Source organism: Nocardioides sp., from assembly GCF_044226765.1.
In the GTDB taxonomy this organism is placed as follows: domain Bacteria; phylum Actinomycetota; class Actinomycetes; order Propionibacteriales; family Nocardioidaceae; genus Nocardioides.
In genome coordinates, this window is sequence record NZ_JBGAGJ010000001.1 from 630,474 (window position 1) to 642,741 (window position 12,268).

General features: G+C 71.8%; 17 protein-coding genes. 10 read left to right on the plus strand and 7 right to left on the minus strand.

Annotation, left to right across the window (positions count from 1 at the left end):
* Positions 1 to 4: 4 nt before the first annotated feature.
* On the minus strand, positions 5 to 463 hold the full coding sequence (locus ACILRH_RS02970) for a MarR family winged helix-turn-helix transcriptional regulator (protein WP_395690641.1): 459 nt from the start codon (positions 461 to 463) through the stop codon (positions 5 to 7).
* Between the two features lie 35 nt (positions 464 to 498).
* Between ACILRH_RS02970 and ACILRH_RS02975 the strand changes: the two genes are divergently transcribed.
* Together ACILRH_RS02975 and ACILRH_RS02980 are read left to right on the plus strand one after the other, a co-directional pair.
* The gene (locus ACILRH_RS02975; protein ID WP_395690642.1) at positions 499 to 1,278 is read left to right on the plus strand and encodes an alpha/beta hydrolase family protein; all 780 of its coding nucleotides are present in this window, start codon (positions 499 to 501) and stop codon (positions 1,276 to 1,278) included.
* 23 nt (positions 1,279 to 1,301) lie between these two features.
* Positions 1,302 to 1,655: a metallopeptidase family protein gene (locus ACILRH_RS02980; RefSeq protein ID WP_395690644.1), complete on the plus strand. Its 354-nt coding sequence runs from the start codon at positions 1,302 to 1,304 to the stop codon at positions 1,653 to 1,655.
* Here the strand turns inward: ACILRH_RS02980 and ACILRH_RS02985 are convergent.
* From ACILRH_RS02985 to ACILRH_RS02995, 3 genes are read right to left on the minus strand one after another with little or no spacing between them, the layout of a single operon-like run.
* The gene (locus tag ACILRH_RS02985) at positions 1,646 to 1,987 is read right to left on the minus strand and encodes a fluoride efflux transporter FluC (RefSeq protein WP_395690645.1); all 342 of its coding nucleotides are present in this window, start codon (positions 1,985 to 1,987) and stop codon (positions 1,646 to 1,648) included. The genes ACILRH_RS02980 and ACILRH_RS02985 overlap by 10 nt on opposite strands.
* Entirely contained in the window at positions 1,984 to 2,421 is a 438-nt protein-coding gene (locus tag ACILRH_RS02990; RefSeq protein ID WP_395690646.1) for a fluoride efflux transporter FluC, read from the minus strand. The genes ACILRH_RS02985 and ACILRH_RS02990 overlap by 4 nt, the downstream gene beginning before the upstream one ends.
* 13 nt (positions 2,422 to 2,434) lie before the next feature.
* A complete protein-coding gene (locus tag ACILRH_RS02995; protein ID WP_395690648.1) occupies positions 2,435 to 3,316 on the minus strand; it encodes an ATP-binding protein in 882 nt (293 codons plus the stop codon).
* Between the two features lie 313 nt (positions 3,317 to 3,629).
* On the opposite strand from ACILRH_RS02995, the gene ACILRH_RS03000 reads away from it, so the two are divergent.
* Positions 3,630 to 5,132, plus strand: a complete 1,503-nt coding sequence (locus tag ACILRH_RS03000) for an NAD(P)/FAD-dependent oxidoreductase (protein ID WP_395690650.1) — start codon at positions 3,630 to 3,632, stop codon at positions 5,130 to 5,132.
* A gap of 107 nt (positions 5,133 to 5,239) precedes the next feature.
* Here the strand turns inward: ACILRH_RS03000 and ACILRH_RS03005 are convergent, their stop codons facing one another.
* On the minus strand, positions 5,240 to 5,896 hold the full coding sequence (locus tag ACILRH_RS03005) for a PaaI family thioesterase (RefSeq protein ID WP_395690652.1): 657 nt from the start codon (positions 5,894 to 5,896) through the stop codon (positions 5,240 to 5,242).
* A 42-nt stretch (positions 5,897 to 5,938) separates the two neighbouring features.
* On the opposite strand from ACILRH_RS03005, the gene ACILRH_RS03010 reads away from it, so the two are divergent.
* A complete protein-coding gene (locus ACILRH_RS03010) occupies positions 5,939 to 6,481 on the plus strand; it encodes a GNAT family N-acetyltransferase (protein WP_395690654.1) in 543 nt (180 codons plus the stop codon).
* Between the two features lie 124 nt (positions 6,482 to 6,605).
* On the opposite strand, the gene ACILRH_RS03015 is transcribed toward ACILRH_RS03010, so the two are convergent.
* Positions 6,606 to 7,583: a helix-turn-helix transcriptional regulator gene (locus ACILRH_RS03015; RefSeq protein ID WP_395690655.1), complete on the minus strand. Its 978-nt coding sequence runs from the start codon at positions 7,581 to 7,583 to the stop codon at positions 6,606 to 6,608.
* Positions 7,584 to 7,675: 92 nt separating this feature from the next.
* Between ACILRH_RS03015 and ACILRH_RS03020 the strand changes: the two genes are divergently transcribed.
* A complete protein-coding gene (locus ACILRH_RS03020) occupies positions 7,676 to 8,362 on the plus strand; it encodes an alpha/beta fold hydrolase (protein ID WP_395690657.1) in 687 nt (228 codons plus the stop codon).
* Positions 8,363 to 8,441: 79 nt separating this feature from the next.
* Here ACILRH_RS03020 and ACILRH_RS03025 read toward each other — a convergent pair whose 3' ends face one another.
* Positions 8,442 to 9,644, minus strand: coding sequence for an IS481 family transposase (locus ACILRH_RS03025; protein WP_395691207.1), 1,203 nt, complete (start codon positions 9,642 to 9,644; stop codon positions 8,442 to 8,444).
* Positions 9,645 to 10,142: 498 nt separating this feature from the next.
* Here ACILRH_RS03025 and ACILRH_RS03030 point away from each other — a divergent pair, with 498 nt between their 5' ends.
* From ACILRH_RS03030 to ACILRH_RS03050, 5 genes are all read left to right on the plus strand, one after another.
* Positions 10,143 to 10,343, plus strand: coding sequence for a hypothetical protein (locus tag ACILRH_RS03030; RefSeq protein WP_395690658.1), 201 nt, complete (start codon positions 10,143 to 10,145; stop codon positions 10,341 to 10,343).
* A 405-nt stretch (positions 10,344 to 10,748) separates the two neighbouring features.
* Positions 10,749 to 10,907, plus strand: a complete 159-nt coding sequence (locus ACILRH_RS03035) for a hypothetical protein (protein ID WP_395690659.1) — start codon at positions 10,749 to 10,751, stop codon at positions 10,905 to 10,907.
* Entirely contained in the window at positions 10,904 to 11,236 is a 333-nt protein-coding gene (locus tag ACILRH_RS03040) for a hypothetical protein (RefSeq protein WP_395690661.1), read from the plus strand. The genes ACILRH_RS03035 and ACILRH_RS03040 overlap by 4 nt, the downstream gene beginning before the upstream one ends.
* Positions 11,233 to 11,736 (plus strand): hypothetical protein, encoded by a 504-nt coding sequence (locus ACILRH_RS03045; protein WP_395690663.1) that lies wholly within the window; start codon positions 11,233 to 11,235, stop codon positions 11,734 to 11,736. Before ACILRH_RS03040 ends, ACILRH_RS03045 begins: the two co-directional genes overlap by 4 nt.
* Complete coding sequence (locus tag ACILRH_RS03050) at positions 11,733 to 12,236, plus strand: hypothetical protein (protein ID WP_395690665.1); 504 nt, start codon at positions 11,733 to 11,735, stop codon at positions 12,234 to 12,236. The genes ACILRH_RS03045 and ACILRH_RS03050 overlap by 4 nt, the downstream gene beginning before the upstream one ends.
* Positions 12,237 to 12,268 lie beyond the last annotated feature (32 nt).

Sequence of the window (12,268 nt, forward strand, 5' to 3'; positions counted from 1 at the left end):
GGGGTCAGCTGCCCTCCACCACCCGTCGGGCGGCCGCGTCCAGCGCCACCAGGACCGCGCGGACCTCCGCGGCCGGCGCCGGCAGCTCCCCCTCGAACCGGCGCAGGACCCTCCGGAACCCGCGCCGTCCCGCCGCCAGCGTCCGGCGCCCCTCGGCGGTCAGCGCGAGGCGGGCCGAGCGGCCGTCGTCCGGGTTGGGCGTCCGAGACGCGTGGCCACGCCGCTCCAGCGCGGCCAGGTGGCCGGTGAGCGTCGAGGGCGTGACGCCGAGCCGGGCACCGAGCTCGCGGGGCGTCATCGCGGCGATGCCGAGCTGACTGTAGACGGCGTACTCCGCCGGCCGGACCCCGGTGCCGGCGAGCGCGAGCTCCATGAGCTCACCGATCCGCTGGTGGAGGACGAAGAGGTCGAGCACGACGTTGCCGTCCGGTGCGCCGACCTGCCGGACGTCGCTGATCGCCATGGTCAGATAGTACGAACTCGTACTAATGTGCCGGGATGAGGCTCGCCGTCGTCCTGCTCCTGGTCCTGGTCGCCGGGTGTGGGACGTCCGACCCCGGCCCCGGCCGGGCGAGCCCGCCGGCGGCACCCTTTTCGGCGACGGAGCGACCGTGGTCGGTCCTCGACGGGCCGCTGGCACGCTGCGGGCCGCAACCACCAGGGCTCGAGCGCGAGTCCTTCCACTTCCAGGTGCTCACCGATCCGGCCGTGGGCGAGATCCCGTCGGTGACGATCGGCCGCGGGCGCACGGTGGCGGTGCTGCTGCACCAGACCGACGGCGACGGGCTCTGCGGGTGGCTGGAGTTCGCCGCCCAGATCGGGGCGCGGCCCGGTCTGACCGCGCTGGCGGTCGACCTGTGCGAGTACGGCGACGCCGCCTGTCGCCCCGGGCGCGCCCAGACGGACGCTGTCGAGGTCGCCCTCCGGCACGCGCGCGAGGACCTGCACGCGCGCCGGGTCGTGGTGGTGGGGGCCTCGATGGGTGGCGCCGTCGCCCTGATGTCGGCCTCGCGCCTCGGCGGGATCGACGCGGCGGTCGACCTCTCGGGGCCGGTCGACTGGCCGGGGACGGAGGTCGTGCGGCGGGGGCGGGCCCTCCGGGTGCCGGTGCTCGTGGCGATGGCCCGCGACGAGGGGCCGGAGGAGATGGCCGGCGCCCGCGCCGTGGTGGCCCACGCGCCCGCGGGCAGCCGCTTCGTCCCGGTCGGCAGCGGGCACGGCTACGAGCTCCTCGCCCGCCTCCGCCCCCAGCTCCTCGGCTGGATCGCGGGCGGTTGAGCCCGGCCCGGCACAATGGGGGCGTGCCGGTCGAGATGGGAGCCGAGGCGTTCGACGCCCTCGTCGACCGCGCTCTCGACCAGATCCCCGACGAGCTGGCGCGCCTGGTGCGCAACGTCGTGGTGCTGGTCGAGGACCGGGCGCCGGCCGACGACCCGGACCTGCTCGGTCTCTACGAGGGGATCGCCCTCACCGAGCGCTGGGGCGACCCGTCGATGCAGCTGCCCGACCGGATCTTCGTCTTCCGCGAGAACCTGCTCGACATGTGCGACTCGGTCGAGGAGCTCGAGGAGGAGGTCCGGATCACCGTCGTCCACGAGGTCGCCCACCACTTCGGCATCGACGACGACCGGCTGCACGACCTCGGCTACGCCTGACCCACCCAGAACCCCAGCGCGCACGCCGCCAGCGCGAGCACGACCGTCGCGCCGGCGTACGCCGCCCCGACCCGCGGCCCGAGGTCGTGGGTCTGCACCGCGAAGGCGGAGTAGGTCGTGAACCCGCCGCAGAACCCGGTCATGAGCAGCGCCGCGCCGGAGTCCGACAGGCTCAGCGCCGAGAAGAGGCCGAGCAGGAACGAGCCGACCACGTTGACCGCGAGCGTGCCGGCGTGGAGCCGGTCGTGCAGGCGGCCGTCGAGCGTCGACGCGACGGCGTACCGCAGCGGCGCGCCGACCGCCGCGCCGAGCACCACCAGCAGACCGGTCACTCGTCACCGCCCTCGGCCTCGAAGGCCCGGCGCTCGGCCACGTCAGACCAGTGGTCGCCGACCGCGACCGCGACCAGGCAGGCCGCGAGCGTGCCCGCCAGGTAGACCAGCGCGACGCCGGTGCGGCCGGAGGCGAGGAGGGCGCGCGCCTGCTCGGAGTACGCCGACAGCGTGGTGTAGCCGCCGAGCACGCCCGGGCCGAGCCCGACCGCCAGCTCCCGGCGCCGGCGCACGACGGCGAGGGCCGGCAGCAACGCGAGCAGGAACGACCCGGACACGTTGATCGCGAGGGTCGCCCACGGGAACCCGTCGGCGTCGGCGGGCCAGGCCTCGGTGAGGCCCCACCGGGCCAGCGCGCCCACGGCACCGCCGACCGCCACCGCGAGGAGCAGCCGCGGGGCGAGCGCGGGGCTCGACGGGCCGGCCGCGCTCACCGGACCGGCGCCGTCACGAGACGCTGCTCTGCCGCCGGGACACGGCGGCATCCTGCCACGCCCGCGGTCGCTCTCCCTCCGCCTGTCGCACGAACTCGCCCAGGAACCACCGCTGGAACCGCTGCTGGTCGGCCGTGCGCGCCAGCGACAGCAGCCGCTCCTCGCGGCAGAACGCGTCGGCGAGCTCGAGCAGCTCGATGAACCGGCCGATCTTCACCGCCGTCGCCCGCGGCATCGCGACCCGCAGGTCGGCGGTGGCGCGTCCCGCGCGCAGCGCCTCCTCGATCTGGCCCGCCCCGATCCCCTCGCGCAGGTCGCGGTCGAGGTCGCCGAACAGGTCGGACAGGTCCTTCGCGAGGGGGTAGTCCGCCTGGTTCGCCAGCGCGAGGAGCCGCACCTCGCGCCGCAGCTCGCGATGGTGCCGCTGGAAGTCCACGAAGGCCTCCAGTGGCACCCCGAGCACGTCGATCCGCATCTCGTCCGGGGCCGGTGCCGACGCCGGGGACGCCAGGTCGCCGGTGACGACGCCCGGCGTCACCTGCTCCCCGCTCTGCGCCGCCGGGACGAACCAGACCACCTTGCCGTCCTCCTCCACCGACACGCCCCAGGCCGTCGAGCAGCGCGCCACGATGCTCAGCCCACGCCCGAAGGTGAGCAGGAGGTCGCCCTCGTCCGGGGGTGTCTCGTCGGGCATGACCGGGAGGTCCCTGCTGCCGTCGCGGACCTCCACCCGCGGGTGCTCCCACGTGCCCCGCACCCGCACCGTCAGCGGGGGAGAGCCGTGCAGGAGCGCGTTGGTGACGAGCTCGGAGACGCCCAGCTCCGCGCACTCCACCAGCTCGGTCCGCCCGATGTCGTGGCAGGTGCCGACCACCCAGCGGCGTGCGTCCTGCACTCCACGGGGCCCCGAGCCCAGTGAGAGGGCAGGCCTGTTCAACGGCAAGGAAGGACTCCGGTGGTACGTCGGGCGGTGCGCTGGCGGACGGCGACGCCAACATCGGGCCGTGTACCCGTGGGCATCGGCCGCGAAACCAGGCGGGAGGGGCCCAGGCACGCCTGTGACGCAGACGACGGTGCTGATTGGCTCCACGTCGCGTCGCGGCGGAAGAATGGGGTACACGTCGGGTGTTCCCCAGATGGACCGGCCGGACACCACCAGCGCCTCGGCCGGAGCACCCGATCCACACCCGTTCCTCGAAAGGCCCGGCATGGCAGCCCAGCAGCCAGTGCACCCCTCGTCTCGTGACCACGCCCGGCACCAGGTCGTCGTGATCGGATCCGGGTTCGGCGGTCTGTTCGGGACCAAGGCCCTCAAGCGCGTCGACGTCGACGTCACGATGATCGCCAAGACGACCCACCACCTCTTCCAGCCGCTGCTCTACCAGGTGGCGACCGGGATCCTGTCGCAAGGCGAGATCGCCCCGCCGACCCGCGAGATCCTCAGCGGCCAGCACAACGCGCAGGTGCTGCTGGGCGAGGTGACCGGGATCGACCTGGCCGCCCGCACCGTCACCTCCGAGGTGCTGGGCCGCTCGACGGTCACGTCGTACGACTCGCTGATCGTCGCGGCCGGCGCCGGCCAGTCCTACTTCGGCAACGACCAGTTCGCCGAGTTCGCGCCCGGGATGAAGAGCATCGACGACGCGCTCGAGCTGCGCGGCCGGATCTTCGGGGCGTTCGAGATGGCCGAGATCGGCGCCACCCGCGGGGAGAACGTCGACCACCTGCTGACCTTCGTGGTCGTCGGCGCCGGCCCCACCGGTGTCGAGATGGCCGGCCAGATTGCCGAGCTCGCCCACCGCACGCTGCGCAAGGACTTCCGCGCGATCAACTCCCGCCAGGCGCGGGTGCTGCTGGTGGACGCCGCGTCGCAGGTGCTGCCGCCGTTCGGCGAGAAGCTGGGCGTCAAGGCCAAGCGCGAGCTGGAGAAGCTCGGCGTCGAGGTCGTGCTCGGCGCGATGGTGACCGACGTCGACGAGCGCGGCATCGAGATGAAGTTCAAGGACGGTCGGGTCGAGCGCATCGACAGCGTCACCAAGATCTGGGCCGCCGGTGTCGCCGCGAACCCGCTGGGTCGCACGCTGTCGGAGCAGACCGGCGCCCCGCTGGACCGGGCCGGCCGGATCTCGGTCAACCCCGACCTCACCCTGCCCGGGCACCCGGAGGTCTTCGTGGTCGGCGACATGATCGCCCTCGACAACCTCCCAGGCGTCGCCCAGGTCGCGATCCAGGGCGCGAAGTACGCCGCCAAGGAGATCGACAACCGGCTCAAGGCCAAGCCGTCGCAGCCGCCGTTCAAGTACTTCGACAAGGGCTCGATGGCGATCATCAGCCGGTTCCGCGCGGTCGCGATGATCGGCAAGCTGCGGATCACCGGCGTGCTGGCCTGGCTGATGTGGCTCGGCCTCCACTTGATCTACATCACCGGGTTCAAGAGCCGGGTCACCGCGCTGCTGCACTGGGCGGTGTCCTTCATCGGCCGCGGCCGCTCGGAGCGCACCACCACCGAGCAGCAGATCTTCGCCCGCAGCGCGCTCGGCCGCCTTAAGCGCGGCGCCGCCGACCTGGTCTCCGACCCGGGCTCGTACGACGCCGCGCAGGCGCTGCTGGAGACGACCCGCCGCGCGGAGCTGGAGGCCCGGGCCGCCGAGGAGGCCCGCCTCACCGACTCCGGCGAGCGCGGCGTCCCCGTGGAGCAGCGGGTCGGCTGACCGGCCCCTTCCGGCGCGTCGTCGCGATACCCACGGACGAAACGCATGGTTCAGGGCCGGTGGACCATGCACTTCGTCCGTGGGTATCGCCCCGCAGGCCCGCCCTCCTACTCGAAGTAGCGCGGGTTCTCGGCCTGCAGCCGCTCGCGTGCCCAGCGCGGCAGGATGAACAGCCCCTCGGCCTCGACGGTGACGCCGTCGGCGTCCATCAGGTGGCCCTTCGCCCAGGTCTTGATCCCCTCGGTGCGGTCGATCCAGGCCTCGCACCGCAGGTCGCCCAGCGGCGTGCCGCGCCGGTAGCGCAGCGTCAGCGTCCCGGTCATGCCGGGCTTGCCGCCCGCCCCGGTCGCCTCGCCGAGCATCTGGTCGAGGATCATCGCCGACACCCCGCCGTGCACGAGCCCGGGCGGCCCCTCGAAGGCGGCGCCGAGGTGGAAGCTCGCCCAGGCCCGGCCGGCGGGGTCGCGCTCCACCTCCACCGGCGGCGCCGCAGCGTTGCGCAGCCCCACCACCGGGTTGCCCCAGGGGCGGCCGCGTCCCGCAGGCGTGAAGCGGACGCCGTACGACCCCTCGAGCTGCCGCGCGCGCAGCCGGGCGGTGAGCGCCTCGACCTCGGCCTGCACCGCACGCACCTCGTCGTCGTCCACCTCGGTGCGGATGACCGCGTCGACGAGCTCGCGGACCGCCTGGGTGAACGGCCCGTAGAGCGCACGCTGCCGCTCGACCTCGTCGTCGGTGATGTCCTCGAGCACGTAGCCAGCCACAAATGAGGATGCTAGAACACGTTCCATTTGCTGGAATGAGGGATGACCTCCCTGGACCGACCCGACGTGCGGCTGCGCCCCTCCTGGGCGGAGGCCGTCGCCGAGTTCACCGATGCCGGCGAGGTCATGCACGGATCCGGCCTGTGGGACTTCGACCCGCTCGACACGAGCGCCGCGGGCGCTGCGAGGGTCCTTGAGCACCCGTTGGGCCAGGCCGACCCGGCCAACGTCGCGGAGGGGCTGGTGCCCTGCACGTTCTTCTGGATCACCGACGGCGAGGGCGACGACCGCTCCTTCGTCGGCTACCTCGCGCTGCGGCACGCACTCACGCCGCGGCTGCTGGAGGAGGGCGGCAACATCGGGTACGCCGTGCGCCCCTCGCGCCGCGGCGAGGGACACGCCACCCGGGCGCTGGAGCTCGCGCTGGTCGAGGCGGCGGCGCTCGGCCTGGACCGGGTCCTGCTCACCGCCGACGACGACAACGTCGCCTCGTGGCGGGTGATGGAGCACGTCGGCGCGGTGCACGAGGACACCCGGGGCGAGGTCCGCCGCTACTGGATCCGGACCACCCCCGAAATGGTGTGAACCGCCGGCGTCTCGGGTCACCGACGGTTCAACAGCCGTGACAGTAGGTCCCCCGCGGCGCCCCGCGCACCACCTGCGGCCGAATTGGTCGAGGTGGAGTAGACCGGTGGTGGGTGCACCGCCCTCAGCCCGGCGCGGCGTCGGTCACCGCGCCCCGCAACCGGTCGGCGAGCCGGGTGGTGGCGGCGAGCAGCTCGGGGCCGCCGAGGACACGAAACGACAGGGGGATCCGGGCGAGCCACTCCCCGGCGTACATGACGGGGTTGTCGGTCGTGCCGACGAGCAGGCAGCCGTCGCCGTAGGGCTCGAGCCGCCCCATCACCGGGGTGACGTGGCGGGCCACCTCCTCGGGCGGGGCGTCGAGCAGGACGCGGACGGGATGGGCCCACCCGGCGCCGAGGTGGCGCTCGAGGTCGGCCACGGGGTCGAGGTCGTCCGGGGGAGCGAAGGTGTCGGGGTGCACCTCGACCCGGCGGACCCGGTCGATCCGGTAGGTGCGGGCCTCGTGGCTGCGCAGCGACCGGCACAGCAGGTACCAGTGCCCGTGGCGCACCACCACCGCCCACGGCTCGACCCGGCCGCTCCACTGCGACCCGGCGGCGGTGCGGTAGTCGATGGTGACCACGCGGTGCTCGGCGACCGCTGAGGCGAGGTCGCTCGTCACGTCCGGGTCCGGCACGGTCCGATAGCGGTCCGGGGTGGCGGCGGTGTGCGCCCGCAACGACGAGGCCTGCTGCCGGACCGCTTCGGGCAGGACGCGGACCACCTTGCCGAGGGCGGTCCCGACCGGGTCGTCCGTGCCGACCTCGGCAGCGGCGGGCCGGGCGTCGACGACCGCCATCACCAGCCCGAGCGCCTCGGCCGCGGTGAAGCTGACCGGAGGCAGTCGGGCGCCCCGCCCGAGCCGGTAGCCGCCGTACGGTCCGCGGTCGGACCGCACCGGTACGCCGGCCTCGCGCAGGATCACGACGTAGCGACGGGCCGCCCGGTCGCTGACCCCCAGGCGGTCGCCGAGCTCTGCGGCCGTGATGCCCGGCCGGTCGTGCAGGAGCTCGAGGGTCCGCAGTGCCCGCGCTGTCGGTGAGTCGCCGTAGGTCCCCATCGCCGCACCCTAGGCATGCCGGACGGGCAACCGGAAGCCGATCGTCCTCAACCGGCTCTAGCGTCGTCCGCAACCCACCCGAGAGGACCCTCATGAAGATCGTGCTCATCGCCGGGCTGTGGCTCGACGAACGAGCCTGGGACGAGGTCGTGCCCCCGCTGCGCGCCGCCGGCCACGACGTCGCAGCCGTCGCGCTGCCCGGGCAGGGCGACGGCCGCACGGACGCCACCCTGGCCGACCAGGTCGCGGCGGTGCGGGCGGCGGTCGACGCGGCCGGCCCCGACCCCGTCGTGCTCGTGGGCCACTCCGCGGCCGCCACGCTCGCGTGGCTGGCCGTCGACGCGCGACCGGAGTCGGTCGCGAAGGTGGTCTTCGTCGGCGGCTGGCCGGCCGCCGACGGAGAGCGGTACGCCGACCTCTTCGAGCCGGTCGACGGGTTGATGCGGTTCCCGGGGTGGAAGCCGTTCGAGGGCCCCGACGCCGACGACCTGGACGCCGCCACCCGGGAGCGGATCGAGCGCGGCGCCCACGCCGTCCCGGTCGGCGTCAGCCGCGCCGAGGTCCACCTCCACGACGAGCGCCGGCTCGCCGTCCCGGCCGTCCTGGTGTGCCCCGAGTTCAGCCCCGAGCAGGCTCGGGAGTGGCTCGAGGCGGGCCACCTCGGTGAGCTCGCCCGGATCCGCGACCTCGAGCTGGTCGACATCGACTCGGGCCACTGGCCGATGTTCAGCCGGCCGCAGGCCCTCGCCGAGCTGCTCGACGCGACCGCGACCGCGTAGGCGACTGCGTAGGCCTGTCTGGTTCCGGTTCCTGCTTGACGTGGGAGTGTCGGTTCCTCGTTGACACTCTTGATGGAGGTTAGTCCTCGGTTCGTGTGACCGAGGCGCGCTTCTTCCTCACCTCCCCGGTGGTGGTGCGGGCGGTGGTCTTGAGCAGCTGGTTGCCGTCCCAGACCTGGATGACCCGGTCGGTGACGTGTACGTCGACGTTCTTCCCGGCGGCGGCCTTGCCCAGGCAGATCTGTTGCCACGACACCGAGATCACCCCGTTCGCGCCTGCTCGTCGAGCGATCCAGTCATCCCCGTTGCGGTCAGGAGTGACGAGCGCGTCGCGGACCGGCCGGGCCGGCATCGGTCGGGTGCCGAAGCGCTCGACGGGCGGCACCATCCCGATCGAGGAGTGCGGCCGTCGGTGGTTGTAGCCGTTGACCCACTCGTCGAGCTCGGCCTGGGCCAGTGCCAGGGACTCGAAGACCCGGTCGGTGCGGAACTCCTCCCGCATGGTGCGGTGGAACCGCTCCACCTTCCCGGTGGTGGTCGGCGACCTGGGCTGGGTCAGCCGGTGGGCGACTCCGTTCTCCCGGCACACCCGATCGAACAACACCTCCACCGGAGGCTTGTTGAACCGGCCGGTGAACACCTTCCCGTTGTCGGTCAGGATCTCCTCGGGCACCCCATAGGTCCGCATCGCCACCGCCAGTCCGTCACAGACCCGCTGCGATGTCTCCCGCAGCATCAGGTACGCAGACACACAGAACCTCGAGTGGTCGTCGACCCCGGTCAACGCCTTGGCCCGCCGACCATCAGCAAGCAGGAACCCACCGACCACGTCCATCTGCCACAGCTCCATCGCGGTACCGCGTTCCCACCGGCGCCAATGCTCGTCGCGGCGGCGCCTGGCCTGGGGATCGATCAACCCGGCCCGGACCAGGCACCGGTAGATCGCCGACCGCGACGGCACCGGCTCACCACCCAGCTCACCGGCCGCCTGCGCGATCCCGAGCTCGTACAAGATCCGCCGCGGACCCCACCCCGGATGCGCCCGCCGCAGCTCCAGGATCCGCGCTTCGACGACCCCGCCCATCTGGTGCGGACACGACACCGGCCGACTCGAACGCCGCTCCAGACCCGCCAGACCCTGATCCTCGTAGCGACGCAGCCACGCATGGACCGACTGCCGCGAGACACCCCACCGCTGAGCGACCTCACTGACCGACACACCATCAGCCAGCACCGCCAACACCGCTTGGTACTTCTGCTCCTGCACGCTGAGCTCCCTGATCATGAGGGAGTGTCAAGGAGGAACCGGAGCCACCGTCAAGCAGCAACCCGAGCCATGTAAAGCAGGAACCCGAGCCACTCCGTCAAGGAGGACCCGGGTCCATACAGGCGACTGCGTAGGCCCCGTGGGACTCGAACCCACAACCCATGGATTAAAAGAACATCGCCGTGGGGAGCCCCGGCTCCTCCCGCCGTCGCCCGCGACGGGCTCCCCGGCGTCCGGAAACTGGCTTTGACCAGCGCCGTTGCAGAATCGTGACCGGGCTACGTCGGGCGAAGCGGGGCGAGCCTCGGCAAGCGCCGGGCGACGCCCCGGCGACGCCCGTGATTGTAGTAGGAAACGCAGACCCGAATCTGAGGTAGCATCGCCTGCGAGTCGAGCAACACGAACGACTGAGAGATCGACCCAGACCTGACAGGGCTGCCATGCCCTCCGTTTCACCGGAGCATGGTGGCCCTTTTGCATTTGCCTCCGGTGTAGACCTCCTCGGAGAGCACCATGAGCAAGAAGGCGCTGAAGAAGCGACCCGTCTACATGAAGCGCGACGATGCGGCCGTCACGTACGGCTTCACGCCGCGCCAGTTCCGCCGCTGGACCGAGAAGGGATGGCTGCCTGTCTGCCGCCCGGCAGGCGACACCGGCCCCGCATACGTCCGACTGGACGACCTCGAGAAGTTCCTGGCCGAGCGGACCGCCTGATGGCAACCATCAACCACATTCGCCTGGCGCGACTCAGCCCCGCGTACGCCCGCGAGTGCGAGCACGGCCACTCGGCTGGGGTGTGTGGGGGTCATCTCTACGGCGCCCCGGCTCAACCGGCGGTCGATCGGTACACGCGGCGTCGCAACATCTGCCCGACATGCCGAACGGCTCGGGCGCTGGCGTCGGGCGAGTGCCTATGCGACTGAACCTGGAAGCTTCCGCGCTCGACGCATAGCCCTCGCGTACGCGCTCGGATCTACGCGGGCGATCTGTGACCCGGCCCTGCCTTGCAGGTCGGGCGCTGACGCCTGCCCGCACACAGAAAGAGAGAGCGGTGCTCTCGCGGAGAGGAACCCTCAGTAGGGGTCCTCTCCGCGAGGGGCCCCGACGAGAGGAGAAGACATGGCCCGACTGTTCACCGTCATCTGGCGATTCAAGGTGACCGAGCGCATGGCCTCCGACGTGAATGTCGCGGCGGCGGAGGCCGGGCTGACCCGTCAGGGGTGGCTGCGGGAAGCGGTCGCCGCCCACCTGGCCCGCCAGCGGGAGGCCAAGCGATGACCAACCCCTTGCAGTACGGGATCGCGAGCGGCAGCCCGTCCGCTCAGCGCCGACAGATGGATAACGACGATGCGCGCTTCCGTGAGGAGCAGGAGCGCGCCGACATGGAATGGAGAGAACGAATGAGCAAGAAGGTCAAGAAGACGCCGTTCGGTGTCGTGAACCGTCCGCCGACCACCCGGGACGCCGAGTCCAGCGTCGACAACCTGGGTGAACTGCTGGGCGACGTGGCCGACGCGATCCGTTCGGCTCAGGAGCGCGAGCGCGTAGTCAGCAGTGCTGGCGCAGTCGACCGGGCGCGCTTCCCGGCGGCTGGGGGTGCGCGATGAGCGCCGACCTCAGCCAGTTCCAGCAGATCGACTTCGCCGACCCGGAGGCTGCTCGCGAGTGGGCCGACGACCAGCCGGGCTGGACCCCAGCCCGGCGTCGCCGCTTCGACTCCTGGGCAAAGGCTTGGGAGTCCGAGTTGGGTCAGGGTCACGTTGACCATCTGAACAATGTCTCCGAGGTCATCACAACCGAGTACGCACGGCTGGTCGAGGCCCTGGAGGCCGACTGTCGCGAGGCGGCTGAGATCCCCGCCCTGCTCAAGAAGGGCCGGATCACTTCCAAGGAAGCCTTGAAGCGGCTGGCCGACCTGACGCGGGCACGGGACGAGTACCTCAAGCGGCTGGCAACGATCTCGGACCACGCTGAGCGTTGGGAGGAATCGGCTGACGGCTCGCCGCTCGACCGCCTCCACGAGATGCAGGAGCGGTTCCGTGAGGGCTCGCCCCGGCACGGCCACCGCACCCTCACGGCGGCGATCCTGCGGGGTGACCGGGCATGACCACCGCTCGGTTACAACTCCTGCCGCAAATCCCTGGTCGAGAAGCATTCGTGCTGTGGCTCTCGAGGAGTCGCAACCCTGACCCGATTTATCCCCAAGAGACCCATGAGGCGCAACGGGAGATCGAGTCGGTGCTTGGTCAGCGCGATTCAATGCCGATCAACGAGCTTCTGCAACAGCTCATGCCGCAGTTGGGCCACGTCGCGGTCAAGGACCCCCACGCCCCAGATCTCCTCGCCCAAGGCAAGGTCTGGTCGGCGTTGACGCTTCCGCGCTCGCCGTTCGGCCTTGCCTTCACGCACCCAGCAAGCACAGACGACCTCGTGCTCTACCGAGGACGTTGGTACATGCGCTCTCCCGAAGGCGACATGCGGCTGACCGGCGACCGATGGCCCGACTGGCCCACCCGCGAGTCCTACCGGCGCACCACGATCGCGCTGCGGCTGCTTGCGATCCGCCATGGCATCAAGCCGGGCTTCCCAATGCGTGGTCCGTCATGAGGCGTGCGCATACCACATGTGCTCAGAACCCC

Bases quoted from the DNA above. Each gene is read 5' to 3' on its own strand.
- ACILRH_RS03040 (WP_395690661.1), top strand. From the start codon at position 10,904: ATGACCAACCCCTTGCAGTACGGGATCGCGAGCGGCAGCCCGTCCGCT.
- ACILRH_RS03045 (WP_395690663.1), top strand. From the start codon at position 11,233: ATGAGCGCCGACCTCAGCCAGTTCCAGCAGATCGACTTCGCCGACCCG.
- ACILRH_RS03010 (WP_395690654.1), top strand. From the start codon at position 5,939: ATGACCTCCCTGGACCGACCCGACGTGCGGCTGCGCCCCTCCTGGGCG.
- ACILRH_RS03015 (WP_395690655.1), bottom strand. From the start codon at position 7,583: ATGGGGACCTACGGCGACTCACCGACAGCGCGGGCACTGCGGACCCTC.
- ACILRH_RS03020 (WP_395690657.1), top strand. From the start codon at position 7,676: ATGAAGATCGTGCTCATCGCCGGGCTGTGGCTCGACGAACGAGCCTGG.
- ACILRH_RS03035 (WP_395690659.1), top strand. From the start codon at position 10,749: ATGGCCCGACTGTTCACCGTCATCTGGCGATTCAAGGTGACCGAGCGC.
- ACILRH_RS03030 (WP_395690658.1), top strand. From the start codon at position 10,143: ATGAGCAAGAAGGCGCTGAAGAAGCGACCCGTCTACATGAAGCGCGAC.
- ACILRH_RS03000 (WP_395690650.1), top strand. From the start codon at position 3,630: ATGGCAGCCCAGCAGCCAGTGCACCCCTCGTCTCGTGACCACGCCCGG.
- ACILRH_RS03050 (WP_395690665.1), top strand. From the start codon at position 11,733: ATGACCACCGCTCGGTTACAACTCCTGCCGCAAATCCCTGGTCGAGAA.
- ACILRH_RS02970 (WP_395690641.1), bottom strand. From the start codon at position 463: ATGGCGATCAGCGACGTCCGGCAGGTCGGCGCACCGGACGGCAACGTC.
- ACILRH_RS02975 (WP_395690642.1), top strand. From the start codon at position 499: ATGAGGCTCGCCGTCGTCCTGCTCCTGGTCCTGGTCGCCGGGTGTGGG.